Source organism: Pseudomonas sp. FP1742, assembly GCF_030687145.1.
Taxonomy (GTDB): Bacteria; Pseudomonadota; Gammaproteobacteria; order Pseudomonadales; family Pseudomonadaceae; genus Aquipseudomonas; species Aquipseudomonas frederiksbergensis_D.
On sequence record NZ_CP117460.1, the window covers coordinates 3,958,446 to 3,982,837 of the forward strand.

At 54.3% G+C, this 24,392-nt stretch carries 24 protein-coding genes; 3 read left to right on the top strand and 21 right to left on the bottom strand.

The features are described from left to right. Window positions 1–7 precede the first annotated feature (7 nt). From PSH64_RS30495 to PSH64_RS17455, 3 genes are all read left to right on the top strand, one after another. Window positions 8–247 carry an AMP-binding protein gene (locus PSH64_RS30495; RefSeq protein WP_370694449.1) on the top strand — a complete coding sequence of 80 codons (240 nt, stop codon included), beginning with the start codon at window positions 8–10 and terminating at the stop codon, window positions 245–247. Window positions 248–353: 106 nt separating this feature from the next. Then, a complete protein-coding gene (locus PSH64_RS30500) occupies window positions 354–758 on the top strand; it encodes a hypothetical protein (protein ID WP_370694450.1) in 405 nt (134 codons plus the stop codon). A 1,031-nt stretch (window positions 759–1,789) separates the two neighbouring features. After that, complete coding sequence (locus tag PSH64_RS17455; protein ID WP_305477947.1) at window positions 1,790–2,539, top strand: NUDIX domain-containing protein; 750 nt, start codon at window positions 1,790–1,792, stop codon at window positions 2,537–2,539. A gap of 40 nt (window positions 2,540–2,579) precedes the next feature. On the opposite strand, the gene PSH64_RS17460 is transcribed toward PSH64_RS17455, so the two are convergent. The 21 genes from PSH64_RS17460 to PSH64_RS17560 form a co-directional block, all read right to left on the bottom strand. Further along, window positions 2,580–3,746, bottom strand: coding sequence for an MFS transporter (locus PSH64_RS17460; RefSeq protein ID WP_305477948.1), 1,167 nt, complete (start codon window positions 3,744–3,746; stop codon window positions 2,580–2,582). Between the two features lie 122 nt (window positions 3,747–3,868). Further along, complete coding sequence (locus PSH64_RS17465) at window positions 3,869–5,464, bottom strand: cytosine permease (protein WP_305477949.1); 1,596 nt, start codon at window positions 5,462–5,464, stop codon at window positions 3,869–3,871. A 92-nt stretch (window positions 5,465–5,556) separates the two neighbouring features. Further along, window positions 5,557–6,444, bottom strand: a complete 888-nt coding sequence (locus tag PSH64_RS17470) for an alpha/beta fold hydrolase (protein ID WP_305477950.1) — start codon at window positions 6,442–6,444, stop codon at window positions 5,557–5,559. A gap of 54 nt (window positions 6,445–6,498) precedes the next feature. Beyond that, the gene (locus PSH64_RS17475) at window positions 6,499–7,272 is read right to left on the bottom strand and encodes an SDR family NAD(P)-dependent oxidoreductase (RefSeq protein WP_305477951.1); all 774 of its coding nucleotides are present in this window, start codon (window positions 7,270–7,272) and stop codon (window positions 6,499–6,501) included. 238 nt (window positions 7,273–7,510) lie between these two features. Continuing rightward, complete coding sequence (locus tag PSH64_RS17480; RefSeq protein WP_305477952.1) at window positions 7,511–8,959, bottom strand: NAD(P)(+) transhydrogenase (Re/Si-specific) subunit beta; 1,449 nt, start codon at window positions 8,957–8,959, stop codon at window positions 7,511–7,513. Beyond that, on the bottom strand, window positions 8,959–9,282 hold the full coding sequence (locus PSH64_RS17485) for an NAD(P) transhydrogenase subunit alpha (RefSeq protein WP_003187010.1): 324 nt from the start codon (window positions 9,280–9,282) through the stop codon (window positions 8,959–8,961). Before PSH64_RS17485 ends, PSH64_RS17480 begins: the two co-directional genes overlap by 1 nt. A 15-nt stretch (window positions 9,283–9,297) precedes the next feature. Continuing rightward, window positions 9,298–10,419: a Re/Si-specific NAD(P)(+) transhydrogenase subunit alpha gene (locus PSH64_RS17490; RefSeq protein ID WP_305477953.1), complete on the bottom strand. Its 1,122-nt coding sequence runs from the start codon at window positions 10,417–10,419 to the stop codon at window positions 9,298–9,300. Between the two features lie 56 nt (window positions 10,420–10,475). Further along, a complete protein-coding gene (locus PSH64_RS17495) occupies window positions 10,476–11,546 on the bottom strand; it encodes a Gfo/Idh/MocA family protein (protein ID WP_305477954.1) in 1,071 nt (356 codons plus the stop codon). Window positions 11,547–11,642: 96 nt separating this feature from the next. After that, entirely contained in the window at window positions 11,643–12,617 is a 975-nt protein-coding gene (locus PSH64_RS17500) for a Gfo/Idh/MocA family protein (protein WP_305477955.1), read from the bottom strand. A gap of 88 nt (window positions 12,618–12,705) precedes the next feature. Continuing rightward, complete coding sequence (locus PSH64_RS17505) at window positions 12,706–13,869, bottom strand: Gfo/Idh/MocA family protein (RefSeq protein ID WP_305477956.1); 1,164 nt, start codon at window positions 13,867–13,869, stop codon at window positions 12,706–12,708. A gap of 112 nt (window positions 13,870–13,981) precedes the next feature. After that, the gene (locus tag PSH64_RS17510; protein ID WP_305477957.1) at window positions 13,982–15,697 is read right to left on the bottom strand and encodes a biotin carboxylase N-terminal domain-containing protein; all 1,716 of its coding nucleotides are present in this window, start codon (window positions 15,695–15,697) and stop codon (window positions 13,982–13,984) included. Next, window positions 15,697–17,295 (bottom strand): urea amidolyase family protein, encoded by a 1,599-nt coding sequence (locus tag PSH64_RS17515; RefSeq protein WP_305477958.1) that lies wholly within the window; start codon window positions 17,293–17,295, stop codon window positions 15,697–15,699. Before PSH64_RS17515 ends, PSH64_RS17510 begins: the two co-directional genes overlap by 1 nt. Continuing rightward, window positions 17,288–18,073 carry a LamB/YcsF family protein gene (locus PSH64_RS17520; RefSeq protein WP_305477959.1) on the bottom strand — a complete coding sequence of 262 codons (786 nt, stop codon included), beginning with the start codon at window positions 18,071–18,073 and terminating at the stop codon, window positions 17,288–17,290. Before PSH64_RS17520 ends, PSH64_RS17515 begins: the two co-directional genes overlap by 8 nt. A gap of 53 nt (window positions 18,074–18,126) precedes the next feature. Then, complete coding sequence (locus PSH64_RS17525) at window positions 18,127–18,420, bottom strand: putative quinol monooxygenase (RefSeq protein ID WP_305477960.1); 294 nt, start codon at window positions 18,418–18,420, stop codon at window positions 18,127–18,129. 36 nt (window positions 18,421–18,456) lie between these two features. Then, window positions 18,457–18,906 carry an OsmC family protein gene (locus PSH64_RS17530; protein WP_305477961.1) on the bottom strand — a complete coding sequence of 150 codons (450 nt, stop codon included), beginning with the start codon at window positions 18,904–18,906 and terminating at the stop codon, window positions 18,457–18,459. A gap of 46 nt (window positions 18,907–18,952) precedes the next feature. Next, a complete protein-coding gene (locus tag PSH64_RS17535; RefSeq protein WP_305477962.1) occupies window positions 18,953–19,756 on the bottom strand; it encodes a putative hydro-lyase in 804 nt (267 codons plus the stop codon). Between the two features lie 38 nt (window positions 19,757–19,794). Next, window positions 19,795–20,208, bottom strand: a complete 414-nt coding sequence (locus tag PSH64_RS17540; protein ID WP_305477963.1) for a heme-binding protein — start codon at window positions 20,206–20,208, stop codon at window positions 19,795–19,797. A 16-nt stretch (window positions 20,209–20,224) separates the two neighbouring features. Beyond that, window positions 20,225–20,980, bottom strand: coding sequence for an SDR family NAD(P)-dependent oxidoreductase (locus PSH64_RS17545; RefSeq protein ID WP_305477964.1), 756 nt, complete (start codon window positions 20,978–20,980; stop codon window positions 20,225–20,227). Between the two features lie 81 nt (window positions 20,981–21,061). Further along, window positions 21,062–22,183, bottom strand: coding sequence for an acetoin dehydrogenase dihydrolipoyllysine-residue acetyltransferase subunit (locus PSH64_RS17550; protein ID WP_305477965.1), 1,122 nt, complete (start codon window positions 22,181–22,183; stop codon window positions 21,062–21,064). An 11-nt stretch (window positions 22,184–22,194) separates the two neighbouring features. Further along, the gene (locus PSH64_RS17555) at window positions 22,195–23,196 is read right to left on the bottom strand and encodes an alpha-ketoacid dehydrogenase subunit beta (protein WP_305477966.1); all 1,002 of its coding nucleotides are present in this window, start codon (window positions 23,194–23,196) and stop codon (window positions 22,195–22,197) included. 11 nt (window positions 23,197–23,207) lie between these two features. Next, complete coding sequence (locus tag PSH64_RS17560; protein ID WP_305477967.1) at window positions 23,208–24,179, bottom strand: thiamine pyrophosphate-dependent dehydrogenase E1 component subunit alpha; 972 nt, start codon at window positions 24,177–24,179, stop codon at window positions 23,208–23,210. Between the last annotated feature and the right edge of the window lie 213 nt (window positions 24,180–24,392).

Consider the following 24,392-nt stretch of genomic DNA (forward strand, 5'->3'; position numbering starts at 1 on the left):
ACTAGACATGCTGAATAGAATCCGGGGTCGGTTGCGCGTGATCAGCAGCGCCGGAGAGCCACTCAATCCCCAAGTCATCCGCTGGTTCGCCGAGCACTTAGGCGTGGGCATCCACCACCACTATGGACAGACCGAGCTGGGCATGGCACTTTGCAACCATCATGGTCGGAGCCACCCTGTACGTAAGGGCTCTGCTGGCTACGCTATTTCTGGCCACCGAATTGTAGTGTTTGATGAGCAACACTAGGAATTGCCGGCTGGCCAACCTGGTGCGTTGGCAATCGATCGCGAACTCTCGCCCTTGTACTGGTTCGGTGGTTACTTCGGCATTCGGCATGCCGACGAAGGCCTTCATGCGTCATTATTACCTGAGCGGGCATACCGCGGAACTCAACGACGATGGGAGCATTAGCTTCGTAGGTCGTAACGACGACGTGATCACCACCTCCGGCTATCGGGTAGGACCGTTTGACGTTGAAAGCGCGCTGGTGGAGCATCCAGCCGTGATTGAGGCCGCCGTGATCGGCAAGCCCAACCCGCAGCGGACAGAGGTGATCAAGGCTTTCGTAGTACTGAACAAGCAATATCTACATGGCCCGAAACTGGCCGAAACATTTCGGCTACACGTCCGCAGGTGTCTCGCGACTCATGTCTATCCACGCGAAATCGAGTTCGTCAATGAGCTGCCGAAGACACCGAGCGGCAAGCTGCAACGGTTCATCCTGCGCAACCAAGAGATTGCCAAGCAGCAGCGCTAGGACTTAAAAGTGGAGTGGCGCGCGAAAGTTCCAGATGCGCCAAGGGGCTACCTTAACGAATTATCGTTAGAATCCAGCGAATGCAGCAGGAACGCCATTTCGCAGCCTATCGGCATTCTTCCATTGCTCACGCTCTTAACAATTCGATTTATTTAGCAGAGCGATTACTACAGTAGCTTTTCAAGATCATCGTGAGTCCTCCATGCTGGAGAATATCAATTTTTTATGTCGCTCAGCGGCTTGAAGCTGATCGTTGAACACAAGCATTAGTTTTGAGCATCTTGATGTCGTACAGTCGCAATCATCTAAAAACATAAGATACGATACGTAACAAAATAGCGCGAACTCTTACAAAAAACGACAGTAGAGTCCTTTTATCTTTTAACTTTTCGCTCTCCTCCCCCTTCGCTAAAACGACCTTTAACGACGCATCCTCGCCGCTCAAAGTAATCGGGAGTTCGTCATGGATACGATACTTCCTGATACCCGCCATTGAATTGAGTGAATGCATAATAGCCTCTATTTTTGCGTTAGTGGTTGCGAAATATAATGCAAAAAACACACCAACTCTGAGCTCTCTATCACAATTAACATTTCGATAAAAAATCCTTATATCAATTAGATTAGCTCTAACCTACAAACTGCGCCGCCATCAGCAGGATTCTGACTGGACGGGATTGCCAACAAGCCAAATCAGCTAAAAGGACGCAACCAACGCTACGTAAGAACTATAACGCTCATTAGAGCAGCTTCCTTTCGAAAAGCGAACTATAAAACATCAACACTACGGCGCTACGGACCTGCTTTCGTCATTATCAATTACCCCCCCCAACAAGCTTAGGTTAAGCCTTGCACATCAGTTAAGCGTTGGACAAAAAGTATAAAACTACCTTTACAAGCGAATAAAATGGTCATAAATTAGAAAATATCAATTTTTTGTTTTACCCATCACCGCCAAGCACAGCGACGAACACTCGCATAGCTTGACAGACATTTTTGAGGTTCCGTTAGTATGCTCCTGAAAGCCAATAATGAAATTTGATCTGGATAATTTCAATGGCGTGACCATTGATCCTTCTTCATTACCACCCTCCGCGGAGGAGCTAAAAGCCGAAATTGCGGATCTGTTAATGTATCTCGACGCTCACAAAAAGTCCCTTTGCTGGATCTCACTTCCTATTTTTCAGTCCGAGATGATCCCGCTATTTGTCAGCGCCGGCTTCACCTTTCACAGCTGCCTTCGTCAAGAGTTGACGTTGGTGCGTCAACCTTCACAAAGTACTTTTATACCTTTCATTCCAACCCACACGATTGGTGCAGGCGCTATTGTTTTGAATGAAGCGAACGAAATACTCCTGGTAAAAGAGCGAGGAACCACTGGATTCAAATTGCCGGGAGGCTATGTAGAATCAGGCGAGCACATTCAGCATTCTATCCAGCGTGAGGTACTGGAAGAAACCGGAGTAGAATCGGTATTCTTATCTATAGTTGGATTCACTACAATGCATACTCATCAGCTCGGAAAATCTAATCTGCACTTCATCTGTAAAATGAAAGCGCTGACACAAGCGATCAACATTTTGGATGCCGTGGAAATCGAGGACGCTAAATGGGTACCGTTGACTTCATATGTTTCCGAGCCTACTAACAGCCTCACAGATCGGCAAATGGTCAACATCGTTGCTCGCAGCACAGGATTGATAGCGACAGATTTCTCCGGAAATATTGAGCCTCATAAAAGAGATGAAATATTTATCTCTACATCCACATCGATCATCTAGGACATTGCTCAGAAGAAGCAGAGCATCCGTAAACCCAATTTTATTCTGCCTTGCTTTCCAAGCGCTCAGCCAGCCAGTAAATTAAACACCCTACAAACGCCATGCTGGCGCCTACATAACCTGTCGATGTCCACCCCAAACCAGCATTAATCGCGAGTCCACCCAACCAAGGGCCGAGCGCGTTGGCAAGGTTTAACGCGGCATGGTTGGAAGCTGCAACAAGTGACTGCCCATGCTTACTGATATCCATCAGTCGCATCTGTAGCGCAGGCGCCAATGCGACCATGCATCCAAGTGACACCGTGGCAAGTGAAATCCCCATTAACGTCTGGGACAGAATTGGAAACGCGAACAAGGCAACAAAACTAAATAACATAATATATTTTACAGCGACAAATTTGATGCGATCATAAAGCCAGCCACCTGCAAAATTCCCAATCATCGTACCGACACCAAACAACACGAGCATGGGCGCGATCCAACTAGCTTCCAGCTTAGTAACATTTAATATAATTGGAGCAAGGTAACTGTAGGCACCAAACATCCCGCAGAAACCAAACGCACCAATTGCAAGGGCAAGCCATATCTGCGGGCGAGTGAAAGGTATCAATTCATCCTTGACATTTAGTCGCCGCTCATCCTCAACTTCAGGCGCATTTCGATAAAGAAGAATCAAACTCGTCAAACCGAAAATAGTGATGCCGGCAAAAACTGAGCGCCAGCCGAAAACTTGACCTAGGTAAGTCGCGCCCGGTGCACCAATCAATATCGCTGCCGTAACTCCCAATAGTATCCTGCTCACTGCCTTGCCTCGCTTATTGAATGGTGCCATAGAAGCCGCAATCATTGCGGCGACACCAAAATAGGCTGCATGAGGGAAGCCGGCCAATAGCCTAGACAATAAAAGCGTCTCATAGTTTGGGGCCATTAAACTCAACGCATTTGCACAGACATATAACCCCAATAGAACTAGAATAAGTTTTCGCTTTTTTAGATAAACCCCTACAAAAACCATGAAAGGGGCACCTACGACGACCCCAATCGCGTATGCGCTGATCAGATGGGCTACACTCGTTTCTGGCTTCTGAAAAGCGGACGACAACGTTGAAATAAGGCCCATCATTGCAAACTCGCCAGTGCAGAACGAGAAAACACCTACGATCAAGGCGAACTCAACGAGGAAGCGCTTGTTTCGAAAAAAACCCAAACTAATTACCTCATGTTAAGCAAAAAAAGCACTCAACATGTTCATTCATGTTGAGTGCAAAGCACGCATTGTTCGGTCAAAGTCTTCTAAGCATCCTCTGCGCCTCCACTGCTCCCCCGCCTTTAGTTCGCCTGCGCAGGAGAAGCACGCACACCGCTGCCCTCTTGGCGCGCCGATTGGAGGAAGACATAGTTACCCTCGGCGCAACCTGCGCATATAGCCTGTTGTCCGGCCGAGGGATCGCGGTCCATCTCAATAGCGCTGTACGATCGATTACACACGTGACACTCGATGTGTGCCCGCCACACATCGAAAACATCGTCTCGCGGATCGGAGGATCGGGAAATCAATCCACCGTCGACAAATTTGATAATCATCCAGTAGCTGAACGCAGCCAGACCCGAAATCAGAATGGGCGCGGTTTCCACATACCAACTCCCTTTGGTCCCGCCCTCAACGATTGTGATGCCCACGACCGTTGAAATGATCATCGCCCATGCGCCAGGCATGAAAGCCTTGACCCTACCCGGACGAAACTCTAGACCATGTTTCGCGTCACGGTTGAGTGCGTAGTGAGTCATAAGAATTGCAACCCAAGAAGTAACCGCGACGCCCTGCCATGCCAACGCTTTAAGCAAATAGCTGAACACGTTGGTGAGCATCAGCAGATAAACGCAGCAGCCCACAAACAGCACCCAGACCCAGCGAGGCCAGTAAAGTCGCAAGCCACGAGCAGCAAACCCAGCGAAGTTCAACGAGGCCACATAGTAATTAGCCGTATTGATGCGCGTCTGACTAATCAGAATGAAGATCAGGCCCAAAAAGCCGGAGGCATTCAAAATGGCTTCAGCGATACCGCGCTCACTGGCTTTCAGGCCAGGGAAAACAGTATCCATGATGAATACGCCCGCTAATCCATTCACTACGAATAGCGCAAGGTAGAACACCGGGCCAAAGGTAATCAGGCCATGAAACTTTGCATCAGCCGGTTTTCCGAACCGCGAAAACTCGGCCGTGACCATCATGTTGACGCAAATGCCCATGTACACAATGAACGCCCACATCCATCCGGGGACCACCGAATCGCTAGAGGCTGGAATGGACAGGAACGAGGTGGTGAACCCATATTTGTTGCCAGCCATGAAAATAACCAGCACCAGGCCAACGATATACAGCGGCAGCAGTGCACCGTTGAGCTTGTCGAGCCAAACCTGGACACTTCCCATCACCAAAGGTAATGCATACAGCACCACTAGCAGGTACCACCAGCGCATGTCGCTCTCGGGTGCGAAATACTGCTGGAACGCGACCGCGATGATCGACCCCTCAAACACCGCGTAATACGTCGCCGTCACCGCAAACAACAACGAAGAAATGATTGCACCTGCGCCACCGAAAATCCCGCGCGACAGCAATGCGACGGTCAGTCCATTTTTGATCGAGCGTTGCGATATCACATAGTTAATGCCGCCATAGAACAGTGCCGAGAGCACGATCCCCACAATCGCGTTCTTGCTACCCACGGACTGAGCGACTGCCACACTAATGTACAAGTAGAACATCGCGCTGAGCACGGACCAGGAGGCCATTGCCAGGCTCCAGCGATTTGTTCTCGCCGACAACGGCACCACATGCCTCGAATAATCCTCTGCTGATTGCTCAATCAACACACGAGGGTCATCTGTATACGTAACATTAAGCGGATTCAATTCCGACATGACGGCTCTCTTTGTTCTATGCGCTGTAAACCGGGCATCAAGACAACAACGCCCGAGAACAGGCCCGGGCGTTGCTGGTCATACCACCGCTATCACTTCACATTGGAAAAAAACTTCAGCAGCTCATCAACTAGACCGTTGGGTTGTTCCTCTGGAATGTAATGACCGCTTTTAACCATGGTGCCCGATACATTGGCCGCAACTTTCTTCAGCTCGCTGACCAGATCAGGCATCGACCCTTGGTCTGCGCGAACGGCAAGCACAGGCATCTTCAGTAAAGCTTTGGCAAACTCACGATTTTGTTCAGCCGACTGCGTGGTAGCGCGATAATACGCGAGACCGCCCTTCCATCCATTCAGTCGGAACGCACGTAGATACTCGGCAAAATCTTCCTCGGTGAAGATCTGAGGATTTGCCGCTTTACGTTGCAGATACCACCTCAAGTAGATGTGTTCACGGCCTTCCAGCAACTCTTCCGGGAGGTCCGGAATATTGTGGAACGCAACATGCCATGTCCGCCAAGCAGCGTCGGATGCCCACGGAAGATTGTCTGGCAAGCTGATTCCGGGAATGCCCGTGTCCAGAATGGCCAGTCCAGTGACACTGTCACCGAATTGAGCACAATACGGGTAACCCACCCAGGCACCAATGTCGTGAACTACCAACGAGTGCTTTTCGACACCCACCTGAGTCAGAAATTTTCTCAGCAGGCGGGACACGTTGCCGGTATCACAACTGGACGGTCGATCCGAATCACCCTGACCTGGAAGATCCGGCGCAATTACGCGGTAGTGCTTGCCCAGCAGAGGCAGCACCTTGCGCCAGGCATACCAGCTTTGCGGAAAACCACACACCAGCACCATCACTTTACCGTTCTCGACACCACCGCTCACATAATGAATACGGGTGCCGTCCACTGTTTCAAAACCCCGCTTGAATCCTTCAACACCACTGTCCGGCCACTCACGAGCACTAAACATTTTTCCGTTACCTTTGCACAGAAAGATTGAAGTTAATGGCTACACAGCCGTGTATCAGAAGGGATCGCGCGCCGCGGCCAGCCAGCCACCATCCATCACGTATTCGCTGCCATGGACGAAGTCGGCTTCATCACCGCCGAGGAAGGCAGCAAGTTTGGCTATTTCGCTTGGCTGGCACCAACGTTGGGCCGGGAATTTCTTGATGGCTGCCTCCATATCTGGCGAGCCTGCGGTAACCGGGTCCGCCAAGGCCAGGGGAGTCGCAGTAGCACCCGGACAGATCGTGTTAACGCGAATGCCACGCGCCCCGTACTCGAATGTCAGTTGACGAGTCAGACCAATAACGCCGTGCTTGGAGGCGGTATACGCAGTACCGCCGCCAGCCGCACTGAAGCCAGATGTCGACGAGGTGTTGATAATGGCTCCTTTGCCTTGCTTAAGCATTTGGGGGATAACGGCCCGCGCCATCAGGAACGGGCCAGTCAAATTGACGGCAATTACTTTGTTCCATTCTTCCACGCTGACTTCATGCGCAGTCGCATGACCATCCAGAATGCCCGCGTTGTTGCACAGCAGATCAATATGGCCCCAGCGCTGGATAACAGCATCAACCGCTGACTGGACGCTTTTGGGGTCACTCACATCAACTTCGTGGGCAAAGGCGAGCTCAGGTTGAGCCAGTTCGGAAATGGTTTCCACTGCGCGTTTCGGGTTGATATCCAGCACCGCCACGTTGGCGCCGCGAGCTGTAAATTCGTGCACCATGGCACGGCCCATCCCCGAGCCACCACCAGTTACAATCACTACACGACCATTATAATTATTCATGTCATCAACCTCGCCATTAATAATATCGCCAGCACAGCGAACTACAGTTCAAGTCCAGCAACCATTGAAAGCATTCTGCAAAAAGATAAGTACTTATGAGTACTCAATAGACCGTGTCTAGCCCGTATATGATTTAGATATTCCCCTACCCTTCTGATAGGGTCAAATCCCGATTTATGATTGGTGACGATAGCCTTTTCTTATCAATCGGCACGTGTGGTGCTTCGTGATGCTCAACTTACTCGACCGCCTTGACCATGTCTTCGATGACTTTCTTCGCATCGCCGAAAACCATCATGGTCTTGTCCAGATAGAACAACTCGTTGTCCAGACCGGCATAGCCGCTGGCCATCGAGCGCTTGTTGACGATGATGGTCTTGGCCTTGAACGCTTCGAGAATCGGCATGCCGGCAATCGGGGATTTCGGGTCGTTCTTGGCTGCCGGGTTCACCACGTCGTTGGCGCCGAGCACCAGCACCACGTCGGCCTGGCCGAACTCGGAGTTGATGTCTTCCATCTCGAACACCTGGTCGTAAGGCACTTCGGCCTCGGCCAGCAATACGTTCATGTGGCCAGGCATCCGGCCGGCAACCGGGTGAATCGCATACTTCACGGTCACGCCACGGTGGCTCAGTTTCTCGGTCAGCTCTTTCAAGGCGTGCTGCGCCCGTGCTACCGCCAGGCCATAGCCTGGAACGATGATCACGGTGTCGGCGTTGGTCAGCAGGAAGGTGGCGTCATCAGCCGAACCGGATTTCACCGGACGGGCTTCCTTGGAGCCCGCCGGGCCAGCATCCGCGGTGTTGCCGAAGCCGCCGAGCAGTACGTTGAAGAACGAACGGTTCATCGCCTTGCACATGATGTACGAGAGGATCGCACCGCTTGAGCCCACCAGCGAGCCGGCAATGATCAGCATCGAGTTGTTCAGCGAGAAGCCGATACCCGCTGCAGCCCAGCCGGAGTAACTGTTGAGCATCGACACCACGACGGGCATGTCGGCGCCGCCGATCGGGATGATGATCAGTACACCCATCACGAAGGCCAGGGCCAGCATCAGAACAAACGCGCTGAGATTGCCGGTCAGCATGAAGGTGATGCCCAATGCCAGCGTCGCCAAGCCCAACAGCAGGTTCAGCTTGTGTTGACCGCTGAACTGTACTGGTGCGCCCTGGAACAGGCGGAACTTGTACTTGCCCGACAGCTTGCCGAATGCGATCACCGAACCGGAGAAGGTGATTGCACCGATGGCCGCGCCGAGGAACAGCTCCAGACGGTTACCCGCCGGAATCGAATCGCCCAGATGTTTAACGATACCCAACGATTGCGGCTCGACGACGGCTGCAATGGCGATGAACACCGCCGCCAGACCGATCATGCTGTGCATGAAGGCGACCAGCTCCGGCATTTTGGTCATTTCAACGCGCTTGGCCATGATCGAACCGGCGGTACCGCCGGCCAGCAGACCGACGATGACGTAGCCGATGCCGGCGGTAGCACCGCCTTGCTCAATGGAGAGCGCCGCCAACTTATAGATGAGACCGATGGTGGTGAGGATCGCCAGGGCCATGCCGAGCATGCCGTACACGTTGCCGCGCCGCGACGTGGTCGGGTGCGACAGGCCTTTGAGGGCCTGGATGAAGCAGATCGACGCGATCAGATAGAGCGTCGGTACCAGGTTCATGCTCATTACTTGGGCGCCTCTTCTTTTACGGCTTTCGGGGCTTTTTTCTTGAACATCTCAAGCATGCGACGGGTGACAAGGAAACCACCGAACACGTTCACCGCCGCCAGAGCCACCGCCAGGGTGCCCATGGTCTTGCCCAGTGGCGTCACGGTCAAAGCTGCCGCCAGCATCGCGCCGACGATCACAATCGCCGAAATGGCGTTGGTCACCGCCATCAATGGTGTGTGCAGTGCAGGTGTAACGTTCCAGACCACGTGATAACCGACATAAATCGCCAGCACGAAGATGATCAGGTTGTAGATACCGGGGGAGATAAGCTCTTCCATCGTCTGAATCCCTGCTTAGGCGTTTTTGCGGATGACTTGGCCGTCGCGGCACATCAGGCACGCGGCGACGATGTCGTCTTCTAGGTTCACTTCGAACTGGCCTTCCTTGTTGAAGACCAGCTTCAGGAAGTCCAGCAGGTTGCGTGCGTACAGCGCCGAAGCGTCTGCCGCCACCGCACCGGCCAGATTGGTCGGGCCGACAATGGTCACGCCATTCGAGACCACGACCTGGTCCGCCACGGTCAGCGGGCAGTTGCCGCCCTGGGCTGCAGCGAGGTCGACAACCACCGAGCCTGGCTTCATCTGCGCCACGGTTTCGGCGCTGAGCAGCGTCGGCGCCTTGCGACCCGGGATCAGTGCCGTGGTGATGACGATGTCAGCCTGCTTGGCGCGTTCGTGTACGGCCAGGGCCTGACGCTGCATCCAGCTGGCCGGCATGGGGCGCGCATAGCCGCCGACGCCGACGGCGCATTCGCGCTCTTCATCGGTTTCGTACGGCACGTCGACGAATTTCGCACCCAGGGATTCAATTTGCTCCTTCACCGCAGGACGTACATCGGACGCTTCGATCACGGCACCCAGACGTTTTGCCGTGGCAATCGCCTGCAAACCGGCCACACCGGCACCGAGAATCAGCACGCGCGCCGCTTTCACAGTGCCCGCGGCGGTCATCAGCATCGGCATGAAGCGTGGGTAGTAGTGAGCGGCCAGCAGCACCGATTTATAGCCGGCGATGTTCGCTTGGGAGGACAGCACATCCAGGCTCTGGGCGCGGGAGGTGCGTGGCGCAGCTTCCAGCGCAAACGCGGTAATGCCGCATTCGGCCAGTTTGGCGATGGTTTCATTGCTGAACGGGTTGAGCATGCCCACCACGACGGTGCCGCTCTTGATCAGCGTCAGTTCGCTGTCGCTGGGGGCGACCACCTTGAGAATCAGCTCGGCACCAAACGCATCGGTGGCGCTGCCAATGGTTGCGCCTGCCGCTTCATAAGCACTGTCGACAACGCTGGCGTTAATGCCGGTGCCGCTTTGTACAGTGACCTTATGACCCTGGCTAATTAGCTTCTTAATGGTTTCAGGAGTTGCAGCAACTCTAGTCTCCCCAATATGCGTTTCTAAAGGAACACCAATGTGCAAGAACGTTACTCCGTTACTGTTATAGAAAGGACAACATAGGTGGCGTTTCGACTTTTTCAGAACTCTAAAACAGCGGGTCCAGGCTCGATCATCCGAACCGAAGCGGTGCTAGGGCCATGTCGATAATTCAGAGGCTCCAGAGACACAGACAAGCCAGTTGAAACCGAACGTTCAATGGCAAACAGAACCCTGAGGTCCGCCAGTCCCTCCTCTCCGTCGTCTATTGGCTTGGCCCCATCCTCGATGCACCCAGAGAAATAAGCGATCTGGCCTGCAAAATGATCGAAATGCGGAAACTCGGTTCGCTTAAAGCCTGTCGAAGTCTCTGTTTTCATGGTCATCGGTGTTTCGAAGCGGAACCCTGGCTCCATGCTTAACACGCCCTTTGTACCTACGACTCGATAGATGTCGACAGGGTGTGCAGCAAAACTGCAATAGAATTGCGCCAAGCGATTGCCTGGAAAGCGCATTGTCACTGCGATCGAATCGGATATTTCCAAGAAACGAGGATCGCTTTCATCCCGACAACCGATGGCCTGAACTTCAACTGGCTCTGACGCAAATACGTGACGCGCCGCGTTGATGCAATAGATGCCGATGTCCTGAAGCGGCCCCCCCCAATGCTCCAGGTTTAAGCGATGGTTATCCGCATCGGACTGAAAACTGAAAGTCGCGGAGAAAAATCGGGGCTCACCAATAGCGCCCGAACGTATCGACTTGAGTGCTTCAACAGTGCCAATGTCGTGGTGCAAACGGTAGCTGGTCATTAGTAATTTGCCGGATTGTTGCGAAGCCCTAATCATGGCCTCGGCATCTGGCAGTGATGTGGCCATCGGTTTTTCAACCATAACGTGCTTGCCATGTTTCAAAGCGCTGATCGCGAACGAGGCGTGCAACGGGTTAGGCACGGCGATGTAGACAGCATCAATCAGATCACCTCTAACCAACTCATCAAAATCTTCATACGAGACCACCATTTTGATGCCATATTGCGCGGCGATCTGTCTGGAGCTCTCTATTTTTCCAGTTACGAGTGCCGTTACAACAGAATTACCGGTCAACACCACCGCCGGCAGAAATGCTTTTTTCGATATCCAACCCAACCCTACCACGGCATACCTAATCATCTTCGCCTCTCGTTATTTCTGATGATCGATTGCCACGAGATAGCCCAAGTAACGGCACGCAGCATGAATAAAATAACAGGCCACACAGCAGCACTTTTACGAATAAAATGAAGGACACGTGGGCAAACACAGGTGAATTATGGAGTCCTTGCCACCTTCAATAATCTGTTCAGCCACTGCGGTGGTGATGTAACCGTCCCAGGCACTGGCGCCTTCGTTGGACTCGCCAGTCTGAATCGTCTTTATCCACGCCTTAGTCTGAGCTTTGTAGGCCTCGACAAACCGTGGAACCCAATAGGTGGGATAGGACAACATCTGCTGCCCTGTTTTATGTACAACTCTTGAGGGCATGGATGGCAGGGAGGCAACACCGTCCTCACCTACAATCTCCGCATGAACGTGATAGCCGTACCGGCAATTCATGTTGATTTCGTTTGTAATGATGACGTCATCGCTGGTACATACTTCGATTACCAGTGGATCCCCCTTTTGCGTCGAGGTGACCCTTACCGTCGTAAGTTCGGTATTCAACAGCCAGCGCGTGATGTCTATCTCATGGACAAAGGCATTAGTAATGGACATGGAACCTGTCATCCACTCTGGGGCCACCGGGTTACGGTGAACATTGTGGACAATACGCGGTTTGCCAATTTCACCACTATCAAAACTTTCCTTGAGCAACTGATAGGCCAAGTCGAACCTGCGCATATAGCCAACTTGCACCAGACGCTGGGCCTTGGACATTTCCAGTTCAACGATAGCTAATGCCTGCTTCGCGGTCGCTGCCAAAGGCTTTTCGCACAACACAGGCTTGCCCACCTCCAGACAGGCCATGACTAACTCCGCATGAGTAACATCAGGCGAGGCGATCAATACCGCATCAATATTATTGGAGCGAATCATCTCCAGCGGATCGGAATAGATCGGCGAGCCGCAAGCCGCCATAGCCGCCTTTCGAGGGTCTGCATCACAGACACCCGCGAGTATCGCACCCGGGGCGTTCTCTCGCAGGATCCTCGCGTGCTCGCTTCCCATCACTCCCGCCCCCACCAATCCAACTGCAACGCTCATTTGTCAGTCTCCTTGGAAACTTTTATATGCATCGTTATTAGATGTTGAAAAATGGGTGTGAACGCTCACACCCATTTTCGGTGCAGCTTTACACAGCCGGTTGTTCGATCTCTTCCCAGTTGCCACTCACGCCCGAGTTCAAGATCGCTTCAGCGATGCGTTCGATCTGCAAACCATCGTCGAAGTTAGGCGATGCAGGCGCTTTTTCCGCAATGGCTTTGAGGAAGTTGTACCACTCGATGGATTTCACATCGATGTAGCCCTGGCCCATACCGGCCACCGGCCACAGCTTGTCGCCAAATGGCTGATGCGGACCCGAGTAGATAGTACGGAAGCCGAAGGTGTCAGCCGGATCATCCGCGAAAGCCACGCGCAGTTCATTCAAACGCTGGTAATCGAATGCGATTGAGCCCTTGGTACCATGGATCTCGAAGCCCAGCTGGTTGTGATGGCCCCAAGCATTTCGGGTCACTTCGATGGTGCCATAGACACCATTAGTAAAATGGATCATGGTCAGGGCGGCGTCATCGACATCCACCTGGCCCTTCTCGGAAGAAGCTTGACCGGCCGGACCAAAGAAACGACCTGCAGGCAATGGACGCTCAGTAATGAAGGTCTTCACGATGGAGTTTACAGAAGCGAATTCACCCACCAGCAAGCGTGCTGCGTCGATCACATGGGTACCGATATCGCCAAGAGTGCCCGAACCCGCTTTGGCCTTGTTGAAGCGCCACGACAGAGGAGTTGATGGATCTGCACCCCAATCCTGGAGGTAGTAACCACGGAAGCTTAGGATTTTGCCGATGCGGCCTTCATCAATCAGTTTCTTGGCCATCTGGATGGCCGGAGTATGACGATAGTTATAGGAAACCATGGTCACCACGCCGGTCTTCTGCGCAGCCGCTTGCATTTTCTCGGCGTCAGCGACGGTCATGGCCATCGGTTTTTCGCACATGACATGCTTGCCGGCCAATGCAGCAGCAATGGCGATTTCAGCGTGAGTATCGTTAGGCGTACAGATATCGACGATATCGACATCAGGGCGATTAATCACATCGCGCCAATCGGTCGTGTATTCCGCAAAACCATATTGCTTTGCAGCGTCACGGGCCAGCTCTTCATCGATATCGACGATAATTTTGCGCTCGATCTCTACAGGTGCGCCAAACAAAATCGGAACCACAGCGGTCGCGATTGAGTGCGCTTTACCCATAAATCCGGTGCCGATAAGTGCTACATTGTATTTTTTCACGATCAACACTCCCTCCAGCCTGCATTGGCTGTTAACAAGATTTTTATCTAAGTACTTCCCGGAACCTCAACAGCAACTGCAGAGCAAAACCACACATGGCTGGTTATCTCTCTTAAGGGAGAACGATGTCCGCCAGAAGCTGGCCTATTGAAACCATCGTTCCCGCCGAAACTTTCTGTGTGATCACGCCATCACACGCTGCAACAACCAATGTTTCCATTTTCATCGCTTCAATCAGTGCAACCCCATCACCCTTTTTAATGGGCTCACCATCTTTAACCAGCCACTGTTGCAAAGTACCTGGAATCGGCGCAGTGACACCGCCTTCGCTGCTGTAGGCAGGCGCAGTATTCGACGAAGCAGAAACAGAGGCTCCGTTGAACAATGACAGTGGAATACCCAATTCATGGCGCTTGCCATCTATCTCGATGAAACACCGGTGCAAGCCGGAGTTCACGGGGTCAATGCGCGTATTTGTGGGTACACCCTTGAACTCGGTTTCAATCCAGTTGGTGTAAACGCCGAACTCGGCATCGCCGTTGAAACAGGCTTCTTCCAATACCGCCCGATGGAATGGCAGTACCGACGCCACGCCCTCGATAGTGAATTCCTTCAGCGCACGGCGTGCGCGAGTTATTGCTTGCTCGCGGGTGGCGCCCGTGACAATCAGTTTCGCCATCATCGAGTCGTAAAGGCCCGGAATGACGGAGCCCGCCTCCACCCCGGATTCGATGCGCACGCCGGGGCCCGACGGAGCACGGAACACATTGATTCGCCCTGGCGTCGGCAGAAACCCTCTACCCGGATCTTCAGCGTTGATACGAAACTCAAGAGCGTGGCCGCGCAGTTCCGGTGCCTTAGTAATCGACAACGGCAAGCCGTCAGCGATGCGCAGTTGCTCAACAACGATGTCCACGCCAGTGGTTTCTTCGGTGACAGGGTGTTCCACTTGCAGCCGGGTGTTCACTTCCAGAAACGAGATTGTGCCGTTCTGCGACAGCAGAAACTCGACCGTGCCGGCCCCGGTGTAGCCTGCGTAGGCACAGATTGCCTGGGCCGCCTCATGAATCCGACGACTCTGGTCAGCTGTGATAAACGGAGCGGGCGCCTCTTCCACCAGCTTCTGGTTGCGGCGCTGCAGCGAACAATCGCGCGTTCCCAAGACCAGGATATTGCCGTGCTGGTCTGCGAGAACCTGCGCTTCGATATGCCGCGGTCGCTCAAGGAACTGCTCGGCGTAGCATTCGCCGCGACCGAACGCCTCGATGGCTTCACGCACCGCCGAGGTGAATAGGTCACCCACCTCCTCCAGCTTGTACGCAACTTTCATTCCGCGACCGCCGCCGCCAAACGCGGCTTTAATCGCCAAAGGCAAACCCGCTTCTCTGGCGAACGCTATAGCCTCGGCGGCATTCGCCAATGGACCTAGCGTACCTTTGACCAAGGGTGCACCGACTGCCTGAGCAATGCGTCGGGCTTCAACCTTGTCACCCAGTGCCTTGATCACCGAAGGCGTAGGCCCGACCCATATCAGCCCCGCATCGATAACGGCCTGGGCAAACTCGGCGCGCTCGGAAAGAAAGCCATAACCCGGGTGAACAGCATCAGCACCGGCGCGCTTGGCGACGTCGATGATTTTCGAAATATTAAGGTAGGTGTCGGCCGGCTTGCCCGGACCGAGGCCATAGGCCTCTGGTGCGAGCTGGACGTGCAGCGACTCAGCGTCCGCATCGGAATAGATGGCCACCGACTCGATGCCATAATCACGCGCGGCACGCATGATACGAATGGCGATTTCACCACGGTTAGCGATCAACAACTTTTTCATTATTCTTTTTCCTTAGCGTTAACCTGGAAATCCACTATTGGGTTGAAGCGGATCTTGCAGCCAATAGGGACCTGCGCAGCCAGATTCAGATGATGCGAAGCCACCACGGCGATCACCGGATAACCACCCGTAAGCGGGTGATCGGCGAGGAATAACACGGGTTGGCCGCTGGTTGGCACCTGGATGGACCCGACACAGGTACCTTCAGAAGGCAGTTCATCCTGGCGAACACGTAGCAGCGCCTGGGTGCCCTGCAGGCGCACACCCACGCGGCTTGATTCGGCGGTTGCCGTCCAGTGCTGGCTGAAGAAAGCCGAAACAGACTCTGGGGTAAACCAGTCAGTGCGCGGCCCCATCACCACGTCGATGGTAATAAGGTCGCTGCCGCGAGGCAGCGGAGGGCCGGCCAGCGAATACGGGTGAATCGAGGCACAGGCCTTGTTGGCCGGCAGTAGGATATCGCCCGCCTTGAGTGGTGCGGGCCCCAATTTCGCTAACGTGTCGGTGGAAGCCGATCCCAAGACTTTCTCCACTTCAAACCCGCCACGTATGGCCAAGTAACTACGCACGCCTGACATCGGTACGCCCAGCTTCAGGATGTCACCGGCATCAAGCGCAAACGCGACCCCAGTAGGCACTTCAACGATATGTCCCTGTGCCGACTCAATACGAACGGGCACGCCTGCCCCGGTCACCGCGCAGGTCACAGGCTCGCCAGCCATCAGTGCGAATCCGCCATAGGTGATTTCGACCGCAGCCCAATCAAACTGATTGCCCAGTAACTCATTCGCAGCGTGCAAGGCAGCCTGGTCGGCGGCGCCCGATCCGGAGACGCCCTGATTACTGCAGCCATGGCGCCCGGCGTCTTGATACAAGGCCGGCCGGTCAGTGGAAATGACCCGCAAACCGGCAGATCCTGCGACTTGTTGCACGGAGGAAGGCTGAACCGAAGCCTTTGCAACAACGCTGTCTTGCTTGCTGATTTCGCGAAAGCGAACCCGGTCACCCGGCGCCAGCAGCGCGGCACGCTCGCGAGTCAAATCCCACATCGTTGAAGGCGTAGTGCCAAGCAGTTGCCAACCACCGGGACTGTCCGTGGGGTAAACACCACAGAACGGCCCCGCTACCGCGACCGAGCCGGCAGGAATGCGCACTCGAGGACTTTCCCGACGCGGTACATTCAGTTGCGGATCATCGCAGGTCATATAAGCAAAGCCCGGCGCGAACCCAGTAAATGCAACGGTAAACGTGGCCGCGCGATGGCGGCTAATCAATTGATCAACCGACCAGCCGAGATGGGCAGCCACAAACTCCAGGTCCTCGCCATCGTAGACAACCGGGATCTCGATCAACTGCCCTGCAGACTGTGCGCGACGGCCCGACTCCAGGCCGCCAATCAGTCTGACCAGTTCGTCATTGCTCACAACCAGAGAGTTGAATTGAACCAGTAGAGTCCGGGCACCCGGGATGACCTCCTCTATCCCGTCGAACGCTGCGCCTACGATGATCTCGAACAGCGCAACGGTGGCGTCCAGGTCTGGCAGTTCAATCAGTAGCCCGTTGCTTCCGGCGAGCCGGAACTGCAAGGAATTACTCACGGGCACCTCCGTTCACTCCGGGGATAAAGCTGGTGATCTGCACGTCATTGGCGATCAGTGCTTCTTTCAATGCACGGGCGGTCGCTACAGACGTCGCGTTGTCACCGTGGATGCAGATCGAGTCAGCCTCAATGGAGATTTCCAAACCTTCAATCGATTCGATGACACGCTCATTGACGAGCCGCAACATGCGTTTTGCAATGAGCTCGGGATCATGAATTAAAGCACCTGCAAGGCGCCGGTTCACCAGCGAACCGTCGGCGTTATAAGCCCGGTCGGCGAATGCCTCGCACACTACGCGAAGCCCTGCCTGGCGCGCCTGTTGAACAATCGGGGCCCCTGCCAGGGCCAGCAATGTAAGGTCGGGATCGACCGCCTTGATCGCTGCAATCACATCCGACGCCTGCCGGGCGTCGTTGGCGATCGTGTTGTACAGCGCGCCATGGGGTTTTACGTAATGGATGGAAGTGCCCGCGGCCTTGGCCAAACCTTGAAGCGCGCCAATCTGGTAGATCACATCCCCAATCAGCTCGGCACTGGATGGCTCCATTGCCCGACGACCGAAGCCAACGAGATCGCGGTAGCCCACATGAGCACCAATGATCACACCGCGACGCACTGCCTCCTCGATAACAGACAAGATGCCTGCGGGGTCCCCGGCGTGGAATCCGCAGGCGATGTTGGCACTGGAGACCAGATCCAGCATTGCTGAGTCGTCACCCATCGGCCACGGGCCAAAGCTTTCACCGAGGTCGCTGTTGAGGTCGATACTAGCCATATTGATTTTGTCTCAACGTTAGTCGTAGAACGCGGGCATCCAATCGCTACAACTTACGAAACACGCGTGAATTTGGTCAGGGTCGACGCCTTGATCAACTGGCCATACTTTTCACCGAAGGCTTTCGAGAAATCGCTGCTTGAGTGCAGCTGCAACGCCGCCTCATCGTCCCAGATTTCGTAGAACAGAAATTCGCCGGCATTGTCGTTGGAGACATGCAGGTCATATTGCACAAATCCCTGCTCGGTCTTGGCGACCGGTACCAACGTCTGCAATGCAGCCTTGAGCTCGACTTCTTTACCCGGTTGAGCGGTAACTGTTGCAACTACAATCAATTTATTACTCATGTTTCACCTCTTTACATTGTTAGTAGCTGTCGACTTTCAACCGACTCGTACCGAAACCTTGGTCTTGATCGAGTTGGCAATGAAACATCCCTTGTGTGCACGGTGATGCAGTCGCTCAAGCGCTTGGGCATCAGGTCGTTTTTCAGAGCTGAACCCGACCTGTGGATTGAGGGTGATTTCCGATACCCAGAAGCCGCCTTCATCGCGTTTGCTGACCACACCCACCGCGTTGTCGGTGTACGTGCTGACCGCATACCCCTGCCCTTCGGCAAGCGCCAGGAAATACAACATATGGCAACTGGCGAGTGCACTGACCAACAGTTGCTCGGGATCGGCCTTCTCTACAGCCCCAAGGTATTCCACAGCCGCCGAGGCCGGAATCTTCACGTCAGGACTGACGTGCACCACCAGGTCACGACTGTAGGTTTCCGGTTTGGTGGAGTGCGCGGCGGCGCACCACTCCACCCTTACGACATGCTCAGACATTCAGCCTCCTTGACTCTCAACTTCGATTAATCCGGGCGCCGGCGTATCAGGCCATCGACAATTCATTGGCATCGGCAGGCAGATCGGTTACCAACATATAACCAGGCTCGTGGGTAATGGCGATGTCCACATTGGCCTGCTGAATAGCCATTTGCGGGGTAACGCCGCACGCCCAGAAACCCAGAATGTCGCCTTCGCGAATCACCGGCGCGTCGCCGAAGTCAGGGTTGTAGACGTCCTTGATGCCGATTTCTTCAGGGTTGCCAATATGCACTGGAGCACCGTGTGCGAGCGGAAAACGTTCTGACAGCACGATCGCCTGAACCAGGTCGCTCGGGCTGAAAGCCCGCATGGAGACAACCATGTTCCCTTTGAACGGCCCGTTCTGCACCGTTGGCAAGTTCGTTTTGTACATGGGCACGTTGCGCCTGGCCGTAATGTGCCTGATCTCGATGCCGGCATTCAGGATCGCGTTTTCGAACGAGAAGGAACAACCGAGCGCGAAGATGACGAGGTCGTCTCTCCAGATCTCCAGCAGATTGTCCACCGTATCGATATGGACACCCTGCCGGTACACACGGTAGCGCGCCACATCTGTCCTGATGTCGATGTTGCCCGCCAACGGTAATGACGGATCTCCCGGTTTACCCATGGCTACCAACGGGCAGCTTTTCGGGTTCTTGTCGCAAAAGCCTTTAAAGTCCGCAGCATATTCAGCCGGCAGGATCATCAGGTTTGCCTGCATGTACCCGTCAGCGTAACCACTGGTTGGAGCGCGTAGCAGTCCGTCACGGATCATCTGTCGCACTTCTTGCGCAGACTTCGCTTGCATCGTTTTAATCGGTTCCATCGACAGTCACCTGCTCGGCAGTATCAAGGTACGCAAATTTATTGTTCTTGGAGTGTCGAGACGATGGCATTCGCAATCGCTTCATCGGCCTCGACAGGGCCGCCGGAAACACCCACCCCGCCTATAACGGAGTTGCCGTCAAAGACTGGAAAACCACCGCCGAACACTACGAACGGGCGAGCACACGAACGTTCAAGCCCGTACAGCGCAGCGCCTGGCTGTACCGAGTCCATCCAGGCCGCGGTGGACTGCCGAAATGCGGCGGCGGTGTAGGCTTTGTTGTGTGCAATTTCAATGGTGCCAAACGCGGCATCGTCCACGCGGATCGATGCGACCAGGTGGCCACCGTCGTCGACGATGGAGAGCGTCGATCGCTGATTGAGTTCTTTCGCTTTGCGTACACCGGCAGCCAAACCAAGGAGCGCTGCCTCATGCGTAAGTCTGTTAGCCATGATCATCTACCTCACATCAGTTGTAAGCGCCGCCACACACGTTGATTGCCTGTGCCGTGACATAGGAGGATTCGTCGGATGCCAGATATACAAACAGTGGCGCCACCTCATCCGGCGTCGCCTGACGACCCAACGGAATGTTGGATTGAACGACCGAGTCCTGTTTTCCCTTGCCGCCCATGAAATCAATGATCGGCTGGTTAAACGGGGTATCGATCCATCCTGGGCATACCGCGTTGACCCGCACACCGTCTTTAGCCAGCTCAATGGCCAGCGAATTGGTGAGCCCGATGGTTGCCGCCTTCGACGCCGAATAACAGCTCAGGCCTGGGCCGCCGCGTTTGCCTGCTAACGACGACATAAGGACTACCGACGACCTCTTTGCTTCACGCAAATAAGCCAACGATTCTTTTATGAATAAAAAATTTGCCCGTACATTAATAGAAAAGACTTTATCCCAGGCTTCCACCGCAAAATCTTCAACATTACCGGAGAGCTGAATTCCCGCATTCAGGCACAAGGTGTTGATACCACCAAGCCAACCTGCGGCTTCTTTCACTACTTTGCGAATTTCGCTTTCCTGGGACAAATCCGCACGAAAAAACCTCACCGACTCCGGGTAACGTTTTTGCACTTCCAGACCGCGCTTCTCGTCAATATCAACGACTGCAACTGTGGCACCTTCAGCAATAAAAGAGTCCAGAATTGCCAACCCGATATTGGCGACACCACCTGTCAAAAGAACGCACTTACCCTTCAAACGATTGGCCATTTTATTCGCCTATTCGAAAGTTATATTTAAAAGTTCCTGAAGGCGCCTGTTAACGTCCAGGCGCCAGGTCAGCGGTGATCATTACTTTGCTTTTGCAATGTTTTCCAGAACCAGACGATTAACCTCTGTGGTCGACTCCATCTGAGGCATATGGCCAACGCCCGGCAGCGTATTAAGCGTGACGTTTTGCGGAACTTCCGATTGCGTCGGTACTGGCACAACCTGATCGCCGTCGCCCCAGATGAGTTGCACCGGGCCTTTGAACGTACGCAAGATTTGCGTAATCGACTGTACCTGCCCCTGCTCGTTGACAATCAAGTCTTTGATTGCACCGAGGGCTTTGGGAACACCTTCCAGTCGTTTGAACTGTAAGGTCGCCTCGACCATGTCATTGCTGATCTTCGACGGGTCGGCGAACAGTCGCTCCAACACATCCTTCAAAGGTCGGCGGCGTTCGGCGGCAACGAAATCATCAAGGAACGACTTGTTCATGCCCGTACTCAGACCAATTGGCGCCAGAAGGCTAATCGACGCTACAGCTCCGCCCTTGCGCTCTGCCAGGGCAGCGGCAACAGCTCCCCCGAAGGAATGTGCCACCAGGTGAAGCTTCCCGCCTGCCACGCTATCGACGGCTTTCTCAACCGCGTCAATCAAAGCAACCAGCACATCCCCCTCACTGATGGGCGTAGATGCGCCATGACCTGGAAGATCCAGCACTACCACACGGAAATCCTTGGCAAACGCATCCTGGTTGAACATCCAAGTAGACAGATCGCCACCAAAACCATGCAACAAAACAACAGTACTGTCGCTTTCCGGACCGATGGTCAACGTGTTGATGACCGATCCGTTACCGACTTCAATTTTCTTGGGTGTAGCCACACCGGATTCTTCGCCAGCATCTTGCTTGGCCGAACTGGCAAATTGAGCAATGAAGGCATCAATTTCTTCGTCTGAGGCGCTGGAATCTGCGACCACGGCCACCAGTGCACCGACCGGAGCGGTATCACCCTCGGGCACAACAATCCTGCGCAGGATGCCGCTGACTGGAGACTCCACTGCGTTGGTAGTCTTGGTGGACTCGACTTCCATGATTTCCTGACCGCGCTCGATCCGATCACCGACCGCTACCATCCATTCAGCCAGCAACCCTTCGGTCATGGTCATTCCCCACTTGGGAATGGTGATTGCTTCGATAGACATAGACCCAACCTCTAAATGATGGATTTGACCGCTTTGATCACAGCGTCGGCGTTCGGCACGTAGGCGTCTTCCAAGTTCGGCGCATACGGAACCGGGGAGTGAGGAGCCGTTACCATCTTGATAGGCGCTTTAAGAGCGTGGAAGCACTTGTCGGCTAGCAGCGCCGAGATATCCGCCGCCATGCCGCAGCGAGGGTTAGCCTCATCAACGATGACAACCCGACCGATCTGCTCGGTGAACTCCAGCAAGGTATCTTCATCAAGCGGCGAGGTGGTACGTGGGTCGATTACGCAAGCGGACACACCTTCGGAAGCGAGCTTGCGAGCAGCTTCTTCAGCCACATGGACCATCCTGCCGAAGGCAATCAGCAGCACGTCACTGCCATCGCGTACGACCCGGGCCTCGCCAAACGGTACGGTGTAGGCGCCATCCGGCACTTCACTGACCATGTCATAGAGCATCTTGTGTTCCAGAAAAATGACCGGGTCATCATCGCGGATCGCCTGCAGCAACAGTCCTTTAGCATCGTAAGGATTCGATGGAATGACCACTTTCAAGCCCGGGAAGTGAGTGAATACTGGATAAAAGGCTTGTGTGTGTTGAGCCGCCGAACGGGTGCCTGCGCCAAAAGTTGCCCGAATCACCAGAGGCGTACGTGCATGGCCTCCGAACATATATCGAAACTTCGCGATCTGGTTGACGATTTGATCCAGACAAACCCCTGCAAAGTCCACAAACATCAGCTCAGCAATTGGACGCATACCTGTCAACGCAGCGCCCGCGGCCGCACCGACAAAGGCGGTTTCACTGATCGGCGTGTCGCGCACGCGCTCCGGGCCGAAAGCTCCAAGCAGTCCACGCGTCACCCCAAAAGGTCCGCCCCAGGCATCCTTGACACCGTTGCCACCGGCACCGCCAGTCAGATCCTCTCCCATCATGATCACTTTCGGATCACGCGCCATTTCCAAGTGGAGGGCATCGTTGAGCGCCTGACGATAAGAAATTTTAGCCATTACGATGTTCCTTACATGTACTTGACGTAGACGTCAGAGGTGAGTGCCGAAAGCGGAGGAAGCGGCGCGGCCCGGGCAGCAGAAACAGCCTCATTCACCGCTTGCTCAATCTCCTCATCGATGGCCTTCAGCGCATCCTGGAGCGACTGCGATTCAACCGCTGCACGGAACTTGATCAGACAGTCCTGTTCAAGGCGCATCGCTTTCTTCTCATCGGGAGTGCGGTAACTGTCCGGATCGCCACTGTAATGGCCGTAGTAGCGAGGAACGTGAACATGCAGCAGGCTCGGGCCGCCGCCATTACGGGCGCGCTCAATCGCCTCACCGGCGGCACTGAAGACCTTGAACAGATCAGTGCCATCTACTTCTATGGCGGGGATACCGTAACCAGCAGCACGACCGGTAAAAGTGCCTGCCGACACGAACTCATTTGCGGTCGCTTCGCCAAAACCATTGTCCTCAATGACGAACACCATTGGCAGCATCCAGATTTTCGCCAGGTTCAGGCTTTCGGCCATGGCACCTTCGTTCATCGCACCGTCACCGGCGAAAGCGATCGCAACATGATTGGTACCCGTCAGCTTGGCAGTCAGTGCTGCGCCACAAGTAATTGGCGCACCGCCCGCAACAATGCCGTTGGCGCCGAGCATACCTTTGCGCAAATCAGCAATATGCTGCGAACCACCTTTGCCGCCACAGGTGCCTGTGGCCTTGCCAAAGATTTCCGCCATCATACCGACGATGTCACAGCCTTTTGCAATGCAGTGCCCGTGACCGCGATGGGTGGAGGAAATATAGTCCTCGTCGGACAAGTGCATGCACACTCCCACTGCACTTGCTTCCTGACCGGCGTATAGGTGAGTGTTCCCGGGGATATCACCGGTGCCCATCTCAACCATGATGCGCTCTTCGAAAACGCGGATGGTCTGCATGGCCCGGTAGGCCTCGAGCAACCGTTCATGGGGTAAATGTTGCGAGAACATTCCACTTCTCCTCATTCGAATCTTTGCTTTCGGATTTGTTGTAAGTAGCAAATAGAGCTGCTGACCACACTCGATTCTCGTCGAGAGCTTCCCATGGTCACGGTGTGAAGCAACTCTTGTGATCCCATCGTCGCGCGCAGGACTGATAACGTCCAATTGTGATTCTGGATTGGTTCAGATAACGTCCGCTTATCGAATCACTCGGGATTCCGC

Coding starts and splice junctions, on each gene's coding strand:
- PSH64_RS30495 (WP_370694449.1), top strand. CDS start 8: ATGCTGAATAGAATCCGGGGTCGGTTGCGCGTGATCAGCAGCGCCGGA.
- PSH64_RS30500 (WP_370694450.1), top strand. CDS start 354: ATGCGTCATTATTACCTGAGCGGGCATACCGCGGAACTCAACGACGAT.
- PSH64_RS17455 (WP_305477947.1), top strand. CDS start 1,790: ATGAAATTTGATCTGGATAATTTCAATGGCGTGACCATTGATCCTTCT.
- PSH64_RS17465 (WP_305477949.1), bottom strand. CDS start 5,464: ATGTCGGAATTGAATCCGCTTAATGTTACGTATACAGATGACCCTCGT.
- PSH64_RS17470 (WP_305477950.1), bottom strand. CDS start 6,444: ATGTTTAGTGCTCGTGAGTGGCCGGACAGTGGTGTTGAAGGATTCAAG.
- PSH64_RS17475 (WP_305477951.1), bottom strand. CDS start 7,272: ATGAATAATTATAATGGTCGTGTAGTGATTGTAACTGGTGGTGGCTCG.
- PSH64_RS17480 (WP_305477952.1), bottom strand. CDS start 8,959: ATGAGCATGAACCTGGTACCGACGCTCTATCTGATCGCGTCGATCTGC.
- PSH64_RS17485 (WP_003187010.1), bottom strand. CDS start 9,282: ATGGAAGAGCTTATCTCCCCCGGTATCTACAACCTGATCATCTTCGTG.
- PSH64_RS17495 (WP_305477954.1), bottom strand. CDS start 11,546: ATGATTAGGTATGCCGTGGTAGGGTTGGGTTGGATATCGAAAAAAGCA.
- PSH64_RS17500 (WP_305477955.1), bottom strand. CDS start 12,617: ATGAGCGTTGCAGTTGGATTGGTGGGGGCGGGAGTGATGGGAAGCGAG.
- PSH64_RS17510 (WP_305477957.1), bottom strand. CDS start 15,697: ATGAAAAAGTTGTTGATCGCTAACCGTGGTGAAATCGCCATTCGTATC.
- PSH64_RS17520 (WP_305477959.1), bottom strand. CDS start 18,073: ATGGCTAGTATCGACCTCAACAGCGACCTCGGTGAAAGCTTTGGCCCG.
- PSH64_RS17525 (WP_305477960.1), bottom strand. CDS start 18,420: ATGAGTAATAAATTGATTGTAGTTGCAACAGTTACCGCTCAACCGGGT.
- PSH64_RS17530 (WP_305477961.1), bottom strand. CDS start 18,906: ATGTCTGAGCATGTCGTAAGGGTGGAGTGGTGCGCCGCCGCGCACTCC.
- PSH64_RS17535 (WP_305477962.1), bottom strand. CDS start 19,756: ATGGAACCGATTAAAACGATGCAAGCGAAGTCTGCGCAAGAAGTGCGA.
- PSH64_RS17540 (WP_305477963.1), bottom strand. CDS start 20,208: ATGGCTAACAGACTTACGCATGAGGCAGCGCTCCTTGGTTTGGCTGCC.
- PSH64_RS17545 (WP_305477964.1), bottom strand. CDS start 20,980: ATGGCCAATCGTTTGAAGGGTAAGTGCGTTCTTTTGACAGGTGGTGTC.
- PSH64_RS17550 (WP_305477965.1), bottom strand. CDS start 22,183: ATGTCTATCGAAGCAATCACCATTCCCAAGTGGGGAATGACCATGACC.
- PSH64_RS17555 (WP_305477966.1), bottom strand. CDS start 23,196: ATGGCTAAAATTTCTTATCGTCAGGCGCTCAACGATGCCCTCCACTTG.
- PSH64_RS17560 (WP_305477967.1), bottom strand. CDS start 24,179: ATGTTCTCGCAACATTTACCCCATGAACGGTTGCTCGAGGCCTACCGG.